Here is an 18,749-nt window from a genome sequence, read left to right on the forward strand (position 1 = left end):
CATGAATGACGGAAATGCCGCTTGCCGTATCACTGGTAGATATATGCTTCAAATGTTAAAATGGCGTATATATCAGTATATATGATCGATGACCTGACATTGATAGCCGATATTTTGATTATTTTTTGAGCAAACAGACGATCATTTATGGGATTTGACGATATATTTCACCGGGGAGCTTATAACATCAGTATTCTTATGGCGATGATGCGCCGCTGCTTCTTGGGTGAGGCCCGATATCATTGCGCGTCGCGCCTTGTGAATAGAGCCGAACGAATTCTTCGACACGCCTCGCCCTACCCAGAGTTCCTGGAGATGGAGGGGCTGGCCCGCCGCACGGGCGCAGCGGGCGCCATGGTCGCAGCCGGGCCAGGGGTACCATAACCCTCAGGCTTCGGACGCCGATCCGGCTTCGGGCGCCGGTTTGGCGGAACGGCGCGCGCGCCATTCCTCGAACCGCTGCAAGACGGTGAAGAACGAGGGAACGAACAGCACGGCAAGGCAGGTCGAGGCGAGCATGCCAGAGAAGACGGCGATGCCGATGGATTTGCGCGCCGACGCGCCGGCGCCTGTCGCCAGCACCAGCGGCAAGACACCCAGAATGAAGGCGAAGGACGTCATGATGATGGGGCGGAAGCGAAGACGCGCCGCCTCGACCGCCGCCTCGGCGATTTCCATGCCCTCGGCCCGCTTCTCGCGCGCATATTCCACGATCAGGATAGCGTTCTTACTCGCCAGCGCTATGAGCAGGATCAGGCCGATCTGCGTATAGAGGTTGTTGGCGATGCCGAGCCCGACGAGGGCGCCGACCGTCCCGAGCAGTGCCAGCGGTACGGCGAGCAGCACCGACAGCGGCTGGATCCAGCTTTCATATTGCCCGGCGAGGACGAAATAGACGAGCAGGATGGCGAGCCCGAAGACGACATAGATCTGCGAGCCGACCGCCATCTCCTGGTAGGACATGGCGGTCCATTCATAGCCGGTTCCGGGCGGCAGGACGCTGGCGGCGATCTGGCCCATCAGGTCCAGCGCCTGGCCGGACGAGAAGCCGGGCGCCGGCGTGCCGACGATCGTCGCGCTCGGATAAAGATTGTAGAGACTGATGAGGGCCGGGCCGGTCATCGGTTCGACAGTAACCATCGTGCCGATCGGCACCATCGTGCCATTGCCGGCGCGGACCTTCAGGCTCAAGAGATCCTGGGGACTGACGCGGTACTGCGATTCCGCCTGCGTATAGACCTGGAAGGTCATGCCGAAGGCGTTGAACTGCGTCACGTAGCTCGATCCGACATAGCCCGAAATAGTGGAGAAGAGCTGCCCGACGGTCACGCCGAGCGTCTCGGCCTTCACACGGTCAACCCTCACCTCGAACTGGGGCACACCCGCGCGGAAGGAGGTGTTGAGATGCTGCAACCCGGACTGGCTCGATCCGGCCTCGACGATCTGGCGTGTCACGGCCTCGAGCAGCTGATAGTTGAAGCTGCCGTCCTTCACCTGGGTCTGCATGGTAAAGCCGCTGGCGTTGCCGATACCCTGGATGGGCGGCGGCACGAGCACGAAGGTGGTCGCTTCCGGCACCGCCTGCAGCGCGCGGTTGAGATGCTCATAGATGCTGAGAAGATCCTCGCCCTTGGCCTTGCCGCGCGTGTCCCAATCCTTGAGGACGACATAAGCGACGCCAGCGTTCGCGAGCGTTGCGCTGTTGTCGAGAATCGAGATGCCGCTGATGCCGATGACATTCTCGACGCCGGGGGTTTCCTGCGCGATCTGCGACACCTTGGCGAGGACGGCGTTAGTGCGCTCCTGGGAGGCGCCGTCGGGGAGCTGCGCGCCAATGAGGACGTAGCCCTGATCTTCCGTTGGCAGGAAGGATGTGGGCACGCGCGTCAGCGCCCAGCCGGCAAAGCCGATCAGCACCAAGGCAATCGCCACCATGAAGCCGCTGCGATGCACCATGTGGGCGATGAGCCGGGAATAGGCACGTTCGCAGCGATCGTAGATGGCATTGAAGCCGCGATAGAAGGCGTTGCGCTTCTCGGGCGGCACGGGCTTGCGGAGCCACAGCGCGCACTGGGTCGGCTTCAGCGTCAAAGCGTTGACGGCACTGATCAGGGCGGTCGCGGCGATCACCAGCGCGAATTGCTGGAAGAGCTGGCCTGTCAGGCCCGGCAGGAAGGCGGCCGGAATGAACACGGACATCAGGACGAGGGTGATGCCGATGATCGGGCCGAACAGTTCATCCATGGCCTTCTCAGCGGCGGCCTGGCCCGGCATGCCGGCCTCGACGTGGCGTGACACGCCTTCGACGATGACGATGGCATCGTCGACGACGATGCCGATCGCGAGCACGATGGCGAAGAGCGTCGACAGGTTGACGGTGAAGCCCATCGCCGACATCGCCGCGAAGGCGCCGATGATCGTGACGGGGACGGTGGTCGCCGGCACGAGCATGGCCCGCCAGTCCTGCAGGAACAGCAGGATGACGACGAGCACCAGGATGCCGGCCTCGAACAGGGTCTTGTAGACTTCCGTGATCGAGGCGTTCACGAACATCGTGGTATCGAAGGGTACGCCATAAACGAGACCCGGCGGGAAGCTCTTCGACAATTCCTCCATCTTGCCGCGGACTTCCTCCGCCACCGCGATGGCGTTGGCTTCCGGGAGCTGGAAGATGCCGATGCCCGCCGCCGGCTTTCCGTTCAATGTGAACGTCTGGCTGTAGGTCTGCGCGCCGAGCTCGACGCGGCCGATGTCGCGGACGCGGGTGATCTGGCCGCCGTTGGCATTGTCGACCTTGACGATGATGTTCTCAAAGTCCGGCGCGTTGTCGAGCCGGCCATTGATGTTGATGGTATATTGGAAGTTCTGGCCAGCGGGCGCCGGGGGCATGCCGACCACGCCCGCCGTGACCTCCTGGCTCTGCTGCTGGATGGCGCTGATGACGTCCGACGGTGTCAAGCCGCGGGCCTGCATCTGCTGAGGGTCCATCCACACGCGCATGGCATATTCGCCGGCGCCGAACACGTTGACGTTGCCGACGCCGGGCAGGCGGGCGAGCTCGTTCTGGAGATTGATGACGCCGTAGTTCGCAAGGAAGAGACTGTCATAGCGCGCGTCTGGCGAGGACAGGGTCACGAACTGCAGGATCGAGGTGGACTTCTTCTGCGTCGTCACGCCCTGCACCTGTACCGCCTGCGGCAGGGAGGACATGGCGATGCTCACGCGGTTCTGCACCAGAACCTGCGCGAAATCCGGATCCGTGCCGATGGCGAAGGTCACCGTCAGCGTGTAGGAGCCGTCGCTGGCACTGGTCGACTGCATGTAGATCATCTTGTCGACGCCGTTGACCTGCTGCTCGATGGGCAGGGCAACCGTATCGACGACGGTCTTGGCGCTGGCGCCGGGGTAGCGCGTCGTTACTTGCACGGTCGGCGGCGTGACGTTGGGATATTGCGCGACCGGCAGATTGAAGAGCGCCACCGCGCCGATCAACACCATGACCAACGCCAGGACGTTGGCGAGGACCGGACGCTCGATGAAGAAGCGGGAAATCATGGGGGACCGCCTTCTGGACGGAGCGTCAGGGCTTCGTGGGGGCAGGCGCGGCAGCCGGCGCAGGCACCGGGCTGGCGGGTGGCGGGCTGTTGGTCGCCGGGCTGTTGGTGGCCATGGTGCCGGTCTGAGGATTGACCTTGTTGCCGGGCACGGCGCGTTGGAGACCGTTGATGATCACCTTGTCCCCGGCTTCAATGCCCTTCTCGATAACCCGAAGCTGGCCTTCCAGCCGGCCCGTCGTCACGGGACGCTGCTGGACGACGCCGTCGGCGCCAACGACGAGCACGTAGCTGCCGAGCTGGTTCCGGCCGATGGCGGTATCATCCACGAGCAGGGCGTTCTGCGGCGGCCCGACGGGAATGCGAACCCGCACGAACAAGCCCGGTATCAGCGCCAGCTCCTTATTGGGGAAGACGCCGCGCACTTCGAGGGTGCCGGTGCTCGGATCGACCTGCGGGGCGATGTAATCGATCGTGCCGCGATACGGAAAGTCCGTCTGATCCTGCAGGCCGATCTCGATCGGAACATTGTGGATCTCGGTGAGATTGCGGCCAAGGCGGGCGAGTTCCGCCTTGATCTGGAGCACGATCTGCTCGCTGACCGTGAAATAGGTGTAGATCGGGTCGACCTGCACGATCGTCGCGAGCTTGGTGGGGCCGGAATAGCCGACGAGCGCGCCGACATCGACCAGATGGCGCGTTACAATGCCGTCGAACGGCGCGCTCACCTGAGTATAGCCCAGGGTGATCGTCGCAAGCTGGATATTGGCCTGATCGGCCGCAATCTGCGCGGTTGCCTTGTCCAGGTTGGTCTTGGCGTCGTCGATGGCGCGCTGGGAGGCGAAGTCCTGCTTGCCGAGCTGCGCCTGTCGGTTGTACTCGGTTTGCGCGTTCGCCTGCGTCGCCTGCGCCGAGGCGAGCTCGGCCTTCTGCAGGTCAAGCTGTGCCTGGTACTGGTCACGCTGGATGGTGAACAGCAGCGTGTCCTTTTTGACGAGCGCGCCGTCCTTGTAGCTGATGGCATCGAGGAAGCCCTGGACGCGAGCCTCCAGATCAACGGAGTTCACGGCCGCGGTGTTGCCGGTGAATGAGAGATAGCGCTGCACCGGCTGCTGGACGGGCGTTGCGACATAGACTTGTGGCGGCGGCGGCGGAACATAGGTATTTTTGTCGTTGCAGGCCGCCAGTGTCAGAAGCATCAGCGCGACAGCGCCGACGCCCGGACCAGCCATGCGATGAGGCTGAGCGCTCGCGATACCGCGAAGACCCGGAACCTCGGCATGTTGGCCGGTTTGTGTGACAAGCCTCTCAAACGCCATGCGAACCCCCAACACTGCCCGCGACTGCAGATTCCCGCCGCGCGGGCGGAATGCTCAAACCAAACAACTCCGAGCCCGCACTTCCTGCGGTCACGGAGGTCAAGAAGTCCAGGAGGCCGAGATACTTGGTCCCGGCCTGTTATTTCGCCACAGCTCGGGACCGCCGCGCAGCCGGCCGAGCATTTCTCGTGAAGCGAAGCAGCGTTCCCGCTTTCGGAAACGCTTTAGAATGGGTTGGCGACAACCTGATAAACGGCACGGCCATTGGAGTAGTAAGGCCTGTAGAACGTCGAACCGCAACGATAGTAGCGCACGCCGCTTACCGTCGCCGATGTGCAGCCACCCGGCAGGCTGGCAAACATGGCGCCGATCGGTGCAGCCGTTGTGACAGGCGGTGGCGCATAATAGACAGGCGGTGGCGCCGCCGCGGCTGCCCCGAGCGCCGCTCCCGCCGCGAGCCCCGCCGCCGCGCCAACCGCGGCCGCGGCACCCGGTGATGGGCCGCCATAGCCCCAGCCATAACCCCAGCCCGGCCGAACGACCGGACCACCCCAGGCGGCTCCCCCATGCCAGGCGTGAAAGCCTCCGGCTGGCCCCCGCCAGACGCCACCACCGTGATAGGCAACCCAAGCCGACGCCGGCGACGTCGCTGAGACGACCGCAATGGCGGCTCCGGCCGCGGCGATTGCCAGTGCAAGGCGCCGCTTCAGCTTGCGTCGCGGGGAAGCGCCGCTGGTCACTATCGCGTCCTGACCAGTCATTTCACACCGCATCGGACATCTCTCTTCGCTTGAAACAGAAGGTCGTGGCATGTCGATCATTGCGAGGCTGGCAGAAAGTCGATCTTCGCATCAGACTTGCCCGGCGAGAAACGGAACCGTGAGTCAGGGCGGTCGCGGAATTCCCAGTCCTTGAAGGACACCGCGAAACGCGGCGACTTCGGCACGTCGAGGTAAGTCACAGTCATCAGGCGCGGCAAGTTGGACTTCGTATCGAGCCAGAGCTGGTACTCAATGCCCGGCTTGGCAAAGACCAGATGGCGGACAGCCTTGCCGTCGACGGTGGTCTGGCCCGCCTCATAGGCGTTCGTCAGGCCGCTCGCGAGCTGGCTGTAGGGGTCGCTCACGAGGAAGTCGGCCATGGGGAAGTGGATGCCCCGCTTCTGCGCGGCATCGGTGAGGAAGGCGTCGAGCGTGGCCGGCGCTTCCGCGACGGCATAGAGCTTGGCCTTGTCGTCGAAGATCGTTACGGACTTTCCGTCGTAATAAACGTCGACTTCGCTATTGCCACCCCTGATTTCGGCCTTCAACTTATTGGGCCGCTTCACATCGACTTCGGCGGTGTCGAAGAAGGTGAGCATCTGGCCCTGGCTGGAGGGAACCTCCCGCGAGCCGGATGTCTCGACCGAGAAGGCCTTGGCATCGGCGATGCGTGCTGTCGCTTTCTTCAGGAGGTCGAGAACCGCCTGGTCGAGGATCGGCTTGTTGCCATCCGCGGGCGCGGCTGCGGGCCCGGGAGAGGCCGGGGGAGTTGAGGCCGGGGGAGTTCCCTGCGCGTTCTGGGCATATGCGGTGATTGTCAGCGGTGGCAGGAGAAGTGATACGCCGATGGCGAGCACCGCCCCCAAACGCACGCGGCCCGGCCGATTCAGCTCAAGCGCCATTGAAGCGAATCCCTGTCCGTATTCGGATGATTTTGCTTACGGCGAAGCCTTCGTCTTTCACCATTGTCCTGTCAATAGCCGATAGCCTCGTGTGGTGAATTTCCGATCCGATGGTTGTTAATCCGCAAAGAGCCCTGCGTTCGACAGTCAACCGTCAGTTTTCATTGCCGGCGAAGAGGCGCGTGCGGATCGGGGTCTGCGGCGCATTGTATCGTTTCCAATCTCGATCCTTGCGAGCGGGTCGGCAGCTTTATAACCTGCTCGTTACAACAAAGCGTGGCGCTTGCGATTTGGTGGTGCGGCGCGAGGGAGAAACGCGTGAGCAAGACGAGCGACGAAGACGTTCCGGCCGCGCCGGGCAAGGCAGGGACCCGGCCACGGCGTGCCATTTCCGAGCTGCGAAGCCAGCGTTGGTATGGTGATCCCGGCCTCCGGGCTTTCGGCCACCGCTCCCGCACCTTCCAGATGGGCTATACGCGCGCCGACTTCATGGGCAAGCCGGTGGTCGCGATCGTCAATACCTGGAGCGACATCAACCCCTGCCACAGCCATTTCAAGCAGCGTGTGGAAGAGGTGAAGCGCGGCATCTGGCAGGCTGGGGGATTTCCCGTGGAGCTGCCGGCAATGTCCCTGAGCGAGCCCTTCGTCAAGCCGACGACGATGCTCTATCGCAATTTCCTCGCCATGGAGACCGAGGAACTCCTGCGCAGCCATCCCATGGATGGCGTCGTGCTGCTCGGCGGTTGCGACAAGACCACGCCGGCGCTCCTCATGGGGGCTATCAGCATGAACCTGCCCGCCATCTTCGTGCCCGCCGGACCGATGCTGCGCGGCAACTGGGCCGGCAAGGTGCTGGGCTCCGGCAGCGACACCTGGAAATACTGGGCGGAGAAGCGTGCCGGCAACCTGAGCGAGCAGGCCTGGCAGGAGATCGAGGAGGGCATCGCCCGCTCGCCCGGCCATTGCATGACCATGGGCACGGCCTCGACGATGACGGCCATCGTCGAGACAATGGGGATGACGTTGCCGGGCGCCTCGTCAATTCCCGCACCCGATTCGGGCCATGCCCGCATGGCGTCGGAAAGCGGGCGCAGGATCGTCGACATGATCCTGGAGGACCTTAAGCCGAGCGATATCCTGACGCCGGCCGCCTTCGACAACGGCATCACCGCCGACATCGCGCTGTCGGGCTCGACAAATGCCATCATCCACCTCGTGGCGATGGCGGGCCGCGTGGGGATCGACCTGCCGCTCGAGCGCTTCGACGAGATCGCCAAGCGCACGCCGGTGCTGGCGGACGTCCGTCCCTCCGGCCGCTTCCTGATGGAGGACTTCTATTACGCCGGCGGCCTCCGGGGATTGCTCAGCCGCATCACCGACCACCTCGACCTGACCACGCTCACGGCCAATGGCCGCACGCTCGGCGAGAATCTCGCGGGGGCTGAGGTCTACAATGACGAGGTGATCCGCCCGCGCGACAATCCGCTGACGGCCTCGAGCGGCCTTGCCGTGCTCCGCGGCAATCTCGCCCCCAACGGCGCCGTCATCAAGCCACCGGCGGCGGAGCCGCGCCTGCATGTACACACCGGCAAGGCACGGGTCTTCCGCAACTACGATGACATGGCAGCGCGCATCGACGATCCGGCGCTCGATATCGACGAGACCTGCGTGATCGTGTTGCAGAACGCCGGGCCGCTCGGCGCCCCCGGCATGCCCGAATGGGGACAGCTGCCGATCCCGCAGAAGATCCTTGCCAAGGGCGTGCGCGACATGGTGCGGATTTCCGACGCGCGCATGAGCGGCACGAGCTACGGCGCCTGCGTGCTCCATGTCTCGCCGGAATCCTACCTCGGCGGCCCGCTGGCGCTTGTGAAGGACGACGATCTCATCACACTCGACATTCCTGGCCGCCGGCTGGAACTGCATGTGGACGACGCCGAACTCGCCCGCCGCAAGGCGGCGTGGGTGCAGCCGAAACCCCACTACGAGCGGGGCTATGGCGCGATGTTCGCCAAGCATATAACGTCAGCCGACAAGGGCTGTGACTTCGATTTCCTGCACGCTGGCGCACCGACGGCGGAGCCGGAAATCCATTAACGCGGGAAGGGCGCGGGCGCTGGGGTCCGCGCCGCTTCTACGGCTTTCGTCGAACATGAGCATGTCGCGCTGGCGTTCCAGTTGTATCGATGTAAGATGACATACGAGATAGGCTCCTGTCCGGTGCGTTGAACGGAGGACTTGAGACGCGGCTTGATTGGCCGAACACCCTGGCGGAACGGCCCCGTCCCTGAGCCGGCAACTTGTCCTGTCAGGAGATGGTGAGTGAAGCCGGCGCAATAGACGACCGCGGGGAACGGTCGCGTGGCAGATAATAGAGAGACAGCCGACACTGATCGATCCTGAAATCGAACGGTATTCGGACAAGTTCTTCGAGCAAGTCTTGCGTATGCGCGAGACCGTCTGGTTTTGACGATCTATAAAGTCAATATTTTTCTATGAAGACGTATAAATCGTCGTTGTCGTAAATAAGAATAATTCACTGGGGAGTGAAAAGAGATGATCTTTACGGCGAGAGCATTATTGCATTCTTGCGCGGCGGGGGCATTCCTGGTGGCCGCGCTGCCGGTCCTTGCGGCTGACTACAAGGAGGCGCCGACGCTGGCAACGTCCGTCAAGGCTGGCCAACTGCCATCGGTCGACAAGCGCCTGCCGGAGCATCCTGAGGTGGTGAAGCCGCTGAATGCCATTGGCACCTATGGCGGGCAGCTGCGGTTCGGCCTGCGCGGCTCGTCGGACCACAACCACATTCTGCGCATGGTCGGCAACCAGGGCCTGGTCCGCTGGGATCCGGAATATACGAAGATCGTGCCGAATGTCGCGGAGAAGGTCGATGTCAGCCCGGACGGCAAGGTCTTCACCTTCACCTTGCGCAAGGGCATGAAATGGTCGGATGGCAAGCCCTTCACGGCCGACGACATTCTCTTCAACGTCAATGATCTCATCCTGAATGCCGAATTCGCCGCGCCCCAGCCCCGCTACATGACGGGCGGCGTGCCGATGAAGGTCGAGAAGATCGACGATGCCACCGTGAAGTTCACTTTCACGGAGCCCTATGGCGACTTCCTGGCGGAACTCGCGAGCCCGCTCGGGCAGCATCCGGTGCTCTATGCGAAGCATTATTGTTCGCAGTTCCACCCCAAGTACAACGCCAATATCGCGGATACGGTCAAGGCGAACAACGCTTCCGACTGGAAGAACCTGTTCCTGCAGAAATGCGGCGACATCGAAATCCCGGCGCGCTGGGGCAATGTCGATCGCCCGACACTTGACCCCTGGGTGGTGAAAGACGCCTACACCGGCGGGGCCACGCGTGTGATCATGGTGCGCAACCCCTATTTCTGGCAGGTCGATACGGACGGTAACCAGCTTCCCTATATCGACGAGCTCAATGCGCCGATCGCGCAGGATGTGGAAAGCCTGATCCTGGCGGCCATCGGTGGCCGCATCGATTTCGGCCTTCGCCATCTCGACGCCCCGGCCAACCGCGCCGTGCTCGCGGAGAACCGCACCAAGGGCGGCTACGAGATGTTCGAGGCTTCGGCCGTCGGCGGCACCAATATGGTGATCAATCTCAACCTGATGTCGAAGGACAAGGAGCTGAGGGAGCTCTTCAATAAGAAGGATTTCCGCATCGCCCTGTCGCACGGCATGAACCGCAAGGAAATCATCGATACCGCGCTACTTGGCGACGGCGAGCCCTGGCAGAACGGACCGTTCGAGAACCATCCCAATTTCCACAAGCGCATCGCAACGCAGTATCTGGAGTATGACGAAGCCAAGGCGAATGCGTTGCTTGACGGTCTCGGACTGACCAAGCGCGGCCCGGATGGCACGCGCCTTCTTCCGAGCGGCAAGCCGATCAAGTTCAAGATCGACGTCATTCCCACGCTGCAGCCCGAGCAGGTGGACATGCTGCAGCTGATCGAGCGCCAGTGGGCCAAGATCGGCATCGACATGGATGTGAACTCGCTGGAGCGCACGTTCTTCTATGAGCGGACGTCCAACAGCAACGACCATGACGCGGCGGTCTGGGGTGGCCAGGCGAGCTGGGTGCCGGGAGAGATTCCGCAGCAGATCGTGCCCGTGCACCACGACTCGCGCTGGGGCATCCCGTGGGTGCAGTGGTACAAGACGGGTGGCAAGCAAGGCGAGGAGCCGCCGGCTTCGGTGAAGGAGCGCATGAAGCTCTATGACGAGGCGCGCGCGACGACGGACCCGGAAAAGCGGCGGGCGCTGATGCTCAAGATCGCGGATATCGCCGCTGACGAGTTCGAGGTGTTCTCGGTGACCAAGGCCTTGCCGACTTACGGTATCGCCAAGACGAACCTCAAGAACGTCCCGGCCACGATGCCGAGCTCCTGGTACTATCCGACGCCCGCGCCAACCCTGCCGCAGACGTGGTTCTGGGCCAAGTAAGGCTTCGAAGCGACACTTCGGAGTGAACGGTTTCGGTCGCGTAGCACGATGTTCTGGCCATGTGCCGGTCAAGCCCCCCGGTTCCGCGGAGCCGGGGGCTTTCCGGGGCCAGCACATCTCCGATCTGTCACAGGAACGCCCGCAGCCGATAGCGGCAGTCAATCGGGCGTGCCAGAAGCCGATCGCTGGAGATGATCGCTGATGCTCATCACCTATATCATTCGCCGCATCTTGTGGTCCGTGCCGTTTCTCTTCGTCGTGTCGCTGATCGCCTTTGCGCTCATCCAGGCGCCGCCCGGCGACTATTTGACGACATTCGCCGCGACGCTCGCGCAATCGGGCGATGTGGTCGACCAGGAGCGCCTCGAGCTCCTGCGGGAACGCTACGGCCTCGATCAGCCGTTCATCGTCCAATACTGGAAATGGATCACCGGCGTTCTCGTCGGCGATTTCGGCATCTCCTTCGAGTGGCAGCAGCCGGTCTCCAATCTCATCTGGGAGCGCATGGCCTTGTCCGTGACGCTGGCGCTCTCGACGCTGCTGTTCACCTGGGCGGTCGCCTTTCCCATCGGGGTCTATTCCGCCGTCAAGAAATACACGCTCGGCGACTATGTCATCACGGCGGTCGGCTTCATCGGCCTCGCCATGCCGAGCTTCCTCGTGGCGCTCGTGCTCATGTATATCGCCGTCGTCTTCTTCGGCAGCGATGTCTCGGGCCTGTTTTCGGAGGAGTTCGAGAAGGCGCCCTGGTCGCTGGCAAAGATTGGCGACCTCATGTCCCACCTCTGGCTGCCGGTGGTCATCCTCGGGCTTGGCTCCACCGCCAGTCTCACGCGCATCATGCGCGCCAATCTGCTGGATGAACTCCACAAGCCCTATGTGACGACCGCCCGCGCCAAGGGGCTGTCGGAACTCCGGCTCATTCTCAAATACCCCGTGCGTATGGCGCTGAACCCCTTCGTATCGACCCTGGGCTGGGCATTCCCACAGCTCATCAGCGGCGCGGTGATCACCGCCTTCGTGCTCTCCCTGCCCACGTCGGGGCCGCTCCTGCTGCAAGCTCTGCTCGCGCAGGACATGTATCTCGCCGGTGCCTTCATCCTGCTGCTCTGCTGCCTGTCGGTCGTCGGCATGCTCGTCTCGGACATCCTGCTCGCGGTCATCGACCCGCGCATCCGCTACAGGTGAGGGGAGATCGCATCGATGAGTGTCGTCGCCGATCCACATATCGATCCGAACGCCGATCCCCGGGCCATCGCCGGCGAGGACAGCGCGTCGCAATGGCGGTTGATCTGGGGCACCTTCCGTCGTCATCGTCTTGCGATGACCGGCGCGGTGGTGGTCATAGCCTTCTATCTCGTCGCGCTATTCACGGAGTTTCTGGCGCCGTTCGATCCCGACGCGCCGTCGTCGCGCGATGTCTACCATCCGCCGCAGATGATCCACCTGTTCGACACCACCGCTGACGGAAGCTGGACCTTTCGACCTCATGTGAATGGCATGAAGCTGTCGCGGGACCGCTTCACGCTCAAGACGACCTTTGCACCAGACCCGGACAAGAAGATCTATCTCACCCTGTTCGGCAACGGCTCACCCTACAAGCTGTGGGGTTTGATCCCGATGGAGAAGCGCCTGATCGCCGCGGTCACGCCCGGCGAGCGCTTCTATCTTCTCGGCGCGGACCGGCTTGGCCGCGACATGCTGAGCCGAATCATCGCCGGAACGCGCGTCTCGATGTCGATTGGTCTTGCCGGCGTCGCCGTCAGCCTGTTGCTCGGCCTCGTGCTGGGCGGGTTGTCCGGCTATTACGGCGGCTGGGTCGATACCGGGGTCCAGCGACTCATCGAACTCAAGCTGTCCCTCCCGACAATCCCCATCTGGCTGGGGTTGAGCGCCGCCCTGCCGCAGGACTGGGCGCCGCTGACCCGCTATTTCGCCATCACCCTGATCCTGTCGCTCGTCGGCTGGACGGAGCTGGCGCGTGTGGTGCGCGGGCGTTTCCTGGCCCTGCGGACGGAAGATTTCGTCGTCGCCGCGCGGCTCGACGGGGGCAGCAAGGCGCGCGTCATCTTCCGCCATATGATGCCGTCGATGGTCAGCCATATCATCGCCTCGGTCAGCCTCGCCATCCCGGTCATGATCATCGCCGAGACGTCCCTGTCGTTCCTCGGCCTCGGCCTCCTGCCGCCGACGATTTCCTGGGGCGTGCTTCTCAAAGAGGCGCAGAACGTGCGCAGCATCGCCCAGGCGCCCTGGCTGTTCGCGCCAGGCGTGGCCGTCTGCGTCGCGGTTCTCGCTCTCAATTTCCTCGGCGACGGCCTGCGTGACGCGGCCGATCCCTATGCGCAGGAGGGCCGCTGATGAGCGGGACCGCCGATCGTCTCCCCGGCTCGCCGAACGGCGCCGGAGGCTCGGGGCGTGAGCCACTGCCGGTTCTTGAGGTCAGGAACCTCGTCACCGAATTCGCCACGCGACGCGGCGTGTTCCGCGCGGTGGACGATGTGACATTGTCGCTCTATCCTGGCCGCACGCTGTGTGTCGTGGGGGAAAGCGGCTCCGGCAAGAGCGTGACGGCCCGGTCGATCCTTCAGATCGTCGATCCGCCCGGCAAGGTCGCCTCCGGGCAGGTTCTGCTGCACCGCCATCTCACGGCGCGGGGGCGCGGCGCCGAGAACACGGTGGATCTCGTCAGCCTCGATCCGCGCTCGTCGGCGATCCGCTCCATTCGCGGGCGCGACGTCGCGATGATCTTCCAGGAGCCGATGAGCTCATTGTCGCCGGTGCATCGCATCGGTGACCAGATCGGCGAGGTCATCCGCCTGCACGAGCATGTCTCGAAGAAGGAGGCGCGGGCGCGGACCATCGAACTCCTGCGCAAGGTCGAGATTCCCCGGCCGGAGGTGGCGATCGACCGCTATCCCTTCGAGTATTCCGGTGGGATGCGCCAGCGCGCGGTCATCGCCATGGCATTGGCCTGCAATCCGGCGGTTCTGATCGCCGATGAGCCGACCACGGCGCTCGACGTGACGATTCAGGCCGAGATTCTGGCGTTGATCCGCCAGCTCCAGCGCGACAGCGACATGGCCGTGATGTTCATCACCCATGACATGGGGGTCGTCGCCGAGATCGCCGACGACATCGCCGTGATGCGTTTCGGCAAGATGGTGGAGCGCGGCGACGTGTTCTCGATCTTCGAGAGGCCACAGCACGACTACACGCGCCATCTGCTCAATGCCGTGCGGGAACTCGACCGGCCATCGGAGCGGCGCCTCGCCATGCGGGCGAAGGCGGCGCCCGGCAAGCCGATCCTCGTCATGGCGGACATGCGCAAGGAGTTCCCTTTCGCCACCGGCTTTCTGGGGTTGAAGCACGATTCCATCGTCGCGGTGGCGGACGCGAGCCTTGAGCTGAAGGCCGGTGAAAACCTCGGCATCGTGGGCGAGTCCGGGTCGGGCAAGACGACGCTCGGCCGTTGCCTGCAGCGCGTTCATCCCGTCACATCAGGCCGCATTCTTTATACGGATCGCCACGGCAAGACGATCGATCTGGCGCCGCTGTCGGACAACCAGCTGAAGGAGCCCTGGCGCGACATTCGCATGGTGTTCCAGGATCCGTTCTCATCGCTCAATCCGCGCATGACCGTCGGGCAGATCATCGGCGAGCCGCTGCTCGTCAACGGCAGCTTGAGTGGCGCGGCTCTCAAGGCGCGCGTCGCGGAGCTTCTCGGGCTCGTCGGCCTGCCGGCCTCGGCGGCGGAGCGTTACCCCCATGCCTTCTCGGGCGGGCAGAGGCAGCGCATCTCGATTGCGAGGGCAATCGCGCCTGACCCGCGCATCATCATCGCCGACGAAGCGTCGTCGGCGCTCGATGTGAGCCTGAGGACCCAGATCCTCGATCTGATGCTCGACCTGCAGGAGCGGCTCGATCTCAGTTTCATCTTCATCAGCCACGATATCGCGGTGATCCGCTATTTCTGCGATCGCATCGCGGTCATGCACCGGGGCCGCATCGTCGAGACGGGCGAGACGGAGACGGTCTGCTCCAACCCCCAGCATGCCTACACGCAGTCCCTGCTCTCGGCTGTTCCGGTCGCCGACCCGCGCCGGCGCGGCATGACGCATCGCTTTCGCTATCGTGAACCGTAAAGTTGGATTAGTCGTCCCATGAAGATCACCGCCGTCAAAACCTATCTGATGCAAGTCGGCTCGCGCCCGACAACGACGAGTGCCTCGAAGGAGGGAGCAGCCCAGGACAGTGCGGGAAAAGATAGCGCGGGACTTGGGGCCGATGCCGACTTCCGCGGATCGCGCAACTGGCTATTCGTGAAGATCTTTACCGACGAGGGCATCACCGGCGTCGGCGAATGCTCCGGCTGGCCGCGCGTCATCGAAACGGCGGTCAAGGACTATGCCTCGATACTCGTGGGTGAGGAGGCCAGCGACATCGACCGGCTGTGGCATCGCCTCTACGTGGCCTCGATGGGCCACGGCGTGCTCGGCACGGTCGGTGGCGGTGCCCTGACCGGGATCGAGATGGCTTTGTGGGACATCAAGGGCAAGGCGCTCGGCCAGCCGGTCTGGAACCTGCTCGGGGGGCGCTTCCGCGATCGCATCCGCGTCTACGGCCATGCCAAGACACCGGAGCGCGCACGCGACCTGATGGCACGCGGATATACCGGCGTGAAGGTCGGCTTCACAGGCGCCGTTGATGTTGATTGCGTGGCGGCGGTGCGTGACGCCGTCGGCGCTGATGTAGACGTGATGGTCGACGCGCATGGCCCGTCCTGGATGACACCCCAGGACGCGATCATCGTCGGCCGCGCCCTCGAGCCGCTCGATCTTCTCTTCTACGAGGACCCGGTCGCACCCGAGAGCCTGGACGCGCTGGCGCGGGTGCGCGATTCCGTGGATATTCCGCTGGCCGCCGGCGAGCGTGTCAGCACGATCTGGGGCATTCGGCCCTACATCGAGCGTGATCTCGTCGATGTCATCCAGCCCGATACCGGCCGCGCCGGCGGCATCACGCAGATGCGCAAGATGGCGGCCATGGCGGAGGGACATTTCATCACCATGGCTCCCCATTCCGGTTCGCTCGGACCGGTGGCGGAATTCGCGGCGCTCCATGTCATGGCGACCATTCCCAACGCGTTGATGCTGGAGCGTGTCGAGTTCGACTGGCCGGGCCGCTACGAGGTGGTTACGCCGGTGCTGAAGGTCGTCGACGGACATCTGCCGGTGCCGACCGCCCCCGGCCTCGGCGTCGACATCGTCGAGGAGGAAGTGGCGCGCTATCCGAGCCGCCGCAACGTCGCCGACATGCCGCCCGAGGACGGCTGGGCCTATGAGACGGGCACGGTCGGCGAGAACGTCTATTTCCAGACGCGCCTGCGACGGCGGGCGAAGCTGACGCGCACGGGCGGGTGAGAGGGCTTTCGCCGCTTTGATCCTGCTCCCCGTTTCATCCCCGGCGGCCGGCAAAGCCGGCCGGGAAGGGGATCCAGCTGGCTGCGACGCCATCGGCCGCTTCTTACCTCTCCCGGTGGGGAGAGGTCGGGCGCGTAGCGACCGGGTGAGGGGCTTTTGACCCTGGAGCGCATACCCCTCATCCTGTCCTTCTCCCCGCCGGGGAGAAGGGACGCTCACGATGACGGGCCGCGTTCAATGAGCTGCCCCAACAGTCCCGCCTTTCAATCGCGCGGCGCTGCCTCAGGCCCATGCGGATCGAGCCCGAGCGCCTGCATGGCGCCGATGATGTAGCCGTAGCAGAAGGCGAAGGCCGTGCCGCTTGGATCCGGGCCGGACACCTTGGGCGCATGATCCGGCATGATCATGTATTTGTAGCCGACCTCGGCATAGAGCTTGAGCGCGGCGACCATATCCATGTCGCCCTCGTCCGGGAAGGTCTCCATGAAATCGAGGCGCCTCCCCCGGATATTGCGGAAATGCACGTTGAAGAGCTTGCCGCGTTCGCCAAACCACCTGATGACATCGCCGATTTCGCGAGCGGGATCTTCCAGCATCTCGCCGACCGTGCCTTGGCAGAAATTGAGCCCGTGATACGGGCTCTCATGCATCGTCACGAAGCGCTTCAACCCCTCGACCGTGCCGAGCACACGCGTGACGCCGCGATAGCCCGGCGGGGTGTAAGGATCGTGCGGATGGCAGGCGAGCCGCACCTTCACGGCGGTGGCCACGGACACGACGCGCGCCAGGAAATAGTCGATCCGCTCCCAGTTCTCCTCCTCCGGGAGAATGCCGGCGCGTCCGGGCGCGGCTTCATGATCAGCCTTGTCCCAGCGGAAGGCTTCGTTGACCGAGCCGCCGCGCCCGGCCTCCGGCGCGGTGCGCGGAATGCCGATGATGTTCATGTTGTATTTGACGGCGGGGATGCCGGCACGCGCCACGCGGTCCAGTAGAGCGCAGATCGAATCGATCTCCCGGTCGCGCTCTGGGCTTTGCCCGAGCAGGATATGCGGGCTGCGGCTCTCTTCGATCGGATGGGATTTCAGGGGCAATTCCACCATGTCGAGCACGAGACCGAAGCTCTCGATATGAGCGCGGTGCCGCTCGAGGTCGTCGAGTGTCCAGTCATGCGGGTTGCCGGGCGGATCGGCGCAGACGTGGCGGACGCCCAATTGCGCCATGACCCGGTAGTCGTCATCCGTGCGGGCCTTGAACTGCGTGCCTACAAACATTCTCCACTCCTTAGTCGCGCCACGGCGGCCTGGCTGTCCCGCCGGCCTCGCGGGCAAGGCTCCACCGACATCCAAGGCTCTAGTGGCATCCAAGGCTCAAGGGACATCCAAGACTTAAGGGACGTCATTGGGATCGGCGGTGAATTCCGTCGACACGAAGCGTGATCCCTGGAACTCTTCCGCTATGGGATCGTCGCCCCGGATATGGCCGACCTCGGCAGCATAGGCTTCCGACTCATCCTGTGGATCGTAGCCGAGCCGGTAGGCGTTGCTGTTGTCCCACCAGGCCCGCTTGTTGCGTGAGATGCCGAAGACTATCTCGTTGGTATAATCGGCGGTCAGGCCAACGCTCACCAATTGCGCCATGTCCCGGTGGGAAATCCAGGTCGAAAGCGCGCGTGCATCCGTCGGTGTTGGCGTGAAGGAGCCTATGCGCATGCCGAAGCCGCGCACGCCGTATTTATAGGCGTAGAGGTAGGCGAGATCCTCCATGAAGGCCTTTGACAGCCCATAGCGGCAGTCAGGCCGGTGCGGGCCGCGATGGTCCAGCGTTTCGCTGCGCCGAGTGAAGGCGATCGCGTGGTTCGAACTCGCATAGATGATGCGGTCGACGCCTTCGTGGCGCGCTGCCTCCCAGACATTGATCGAGCCGATGATGTTGGGCTCCAGGATCTCCGGCCAGGGGCTCTCGCGCGGGTTGCCGCCGCAATGGATGATGGCATCCACATCGCGGCAGGCGTGCCTGACGGCCTCAGCATCCTTGAGGTCGCATGTGACGCCTTCCTCATGCGACTGAACGTCTTTCAGTGGAATGATGTCAGACAAGATAAGGCGCTCATATCGACCCTGGAGCGCGGTCCGCAACATCCCGCCGATGCGGCCGCCCGCGCCAGTGATGAGCACGCGATTGATGGTACGCGCCATTCCTCCCCCTCCAGATCCGCCGTTCTGTGCAACGGTCAAGCCGCTCCGGGTCTCGATGCCCGGTCACGGTATGTCTGACGGAATACCTGTCTCGCCGATTGGCCAGTCTCTCCATTCTG

Annotated in this window: 12 protein-coding genes; 6 read left to right on the forward strand and 6 right to left on the reverse strand. The window is 63.7% G+C overall.

Annotated elements, in window-relative coordinates; all coding sequences use genetic code 11:
• Nucleotides 1-387: 387 nt before the first annotated feature.
• From KIO74_RS15810 to KIO74_RS15825, 4 genes are all read right to left on the reverse strand, one after another.
• Nucleotides 388-3,555 (reverse strand): efflux RND transporter permease subunit, encoded by a 3,168-nt coding sequence (locus KIO74_RS15810; RefSeq protein ID WP_213332779.1) that lies wholly within the window; start codon nt 3,553-3,555, stop codon nt 388-390.
• Between the two features lie 25 nt (nt 3,556-3,580).
• Nucleotides 3,581-4,873 carry an efflux RND transporter periplasmic adaptor subunit gene (locus KIO74_RS15815; RefSeq protein ID WP_349629198.1) on the reverse strand — a complete coding sequence of 431 codons (1,293 nt, stop codon included), beginning with the start codon at nt 4,871-4,873 and terminating at the stop codon, nt 3,581-3,583.
• A 224-nt stretch (nt 4,874-5,097) separates the two neighbouring features.
• Complete coding sequence (locus KIO74_RS15820; RefSeq protein ID WP_213332780.1) at nt 5,098-5,613, reverse strand: DUF6515 family protein; 516 nt, start codon at nt 5,611-5,613, stop codon at nt 5,098-5,100.
• A 77-nt stretch (nt 5,614-5,690) separates the two neighbouring features.
• Nucleotides 5,691-6,536 (reverse strand): DUF2092 domain-containing protein, encoded by an 846-nt coding sequence (locus KIO74_RS15825; protein WP_213332781.1) that lies wholly within the window; start codon nt 6,534-6,536, stop codon nt 5,691-5,693.
• A gap of 318 nt (nt 6,537-6,854) precedes the next feature.
• On the opposite strand from KIO74_RS15825, the gene araD reads away from it, so the two are divergent.
• The 6 genes from araD (at nt 6,855) to KIO74_RS15855 (ending at nt 16,435) form a co-directional block, all read left to right on the forward strand.
• Entirely contained in the window at nt 6,855-8,633 is a 1,779-nt protein-coding gene (araD, locus tag KIO74_RS15830) for an L-arabinonate dehydratase (RefSeq protein WP_502762068.1), read from the forward strand.
• Nucleotides 8,634-9,092: 459 nt separating this feature from the next.
• Nucleotides 9,093-11,012, forward strand: coding sequence for an ABC transporter substrate-binding protein (locus KIO74_RS15835; protein WP_213332782.1), 1,920 nt, complete (start codon nt 9,093-9,095; stop codon nt 11,010-11,012).
• 201 nt (nt 11,013-11,213) lie between these two features.
• Nucleotides 11,214-12,200, forward strand: coding sequence for an ABC transporter permease (locus KIO74_RS15840; RefSeq protein WP_213332783.1), 987 nt, complete (start codon nt 11,214-11,216; stop codon nt 12,198-12,200).
• Between the two features lie 6 nt (nt 12,201-12,206).
• Nucleotides 12,207-13,373, forward strand: coding sequence for an ABC transporter permease (locus KIO74_RS15845; RefSeq protein ID WP_502762114.1), 1,167 nt, complete (start codon nt 12,207-12,209; stop codon nt 13,371-13,373).
• The gene (locus tag KIO74_RS15850; RefSeq protein WP_213332785.1) at nt 13,373-15,157 is read left to right on the forward strand and encodes an ABC transporter ATP-binding protein; all 1,785 of its coding nucleotides are present in this window, start codon (nt 13,373-13,375) and stop codon (nt 15,155-15,157) included. The genes KIO74_RS15845 and KIO74_RS15850 overlap by 1 nt, the downstream gene beginning before the upstream one ends.
• Before the next feature lie 18 nt (nt 15,158-15,175).
• Complete coding sequence (locus tag KIO74_RS15855) at nt 15,176-16,435, forward strand: mandelate racemase/muconate lactonizing enzyme family protein (protein ID WP_213332786.1); 1,260 nt, start codon at nt 15,176-15,178, stop codon at nt 16,433-16,435.
• 263 nt (nt 16,436-16,698) lie between these two features.
• Here KIO74_RS15855 and KIO74_RS15860 read toward each other — a convergent pair whose 3' ends face one another.
• A complete protein-coding gene (locus KIO74_RS15860; protein ID WP_213332787.1) occupies nt 16,699-17,706 on the reverse strand; it encodes a mannonate dehydratase in 1,008 nt (335 codons plus the stop codon).
• A gap of 114 nt (nt 17,707-17,820) precedes the next feature.
• Nucleotides 17,821-18,630, reverse strand: coding sequence for an NAD-dependent epimerase/dehydratase family protein (locus tag KIO74_RS15865; protein WP_213332788.1), 810 nt, complete (start codon nt 18,628-18,630; stop codon nt 17,821-17,823).
• Nucleotides 18,631-18,749: the final 119 nt, after the last annotated feature.

The sequence above is a fragment of the Chelatococcus sp. HY11 genome, from assembly GCF_018398335.1.
Classification (GTDB): Bacteria; Pseudomonadota; Alphaproteobacteria; order Rhizobiales; family Beijerinckiaceae; genus Chelatococcus.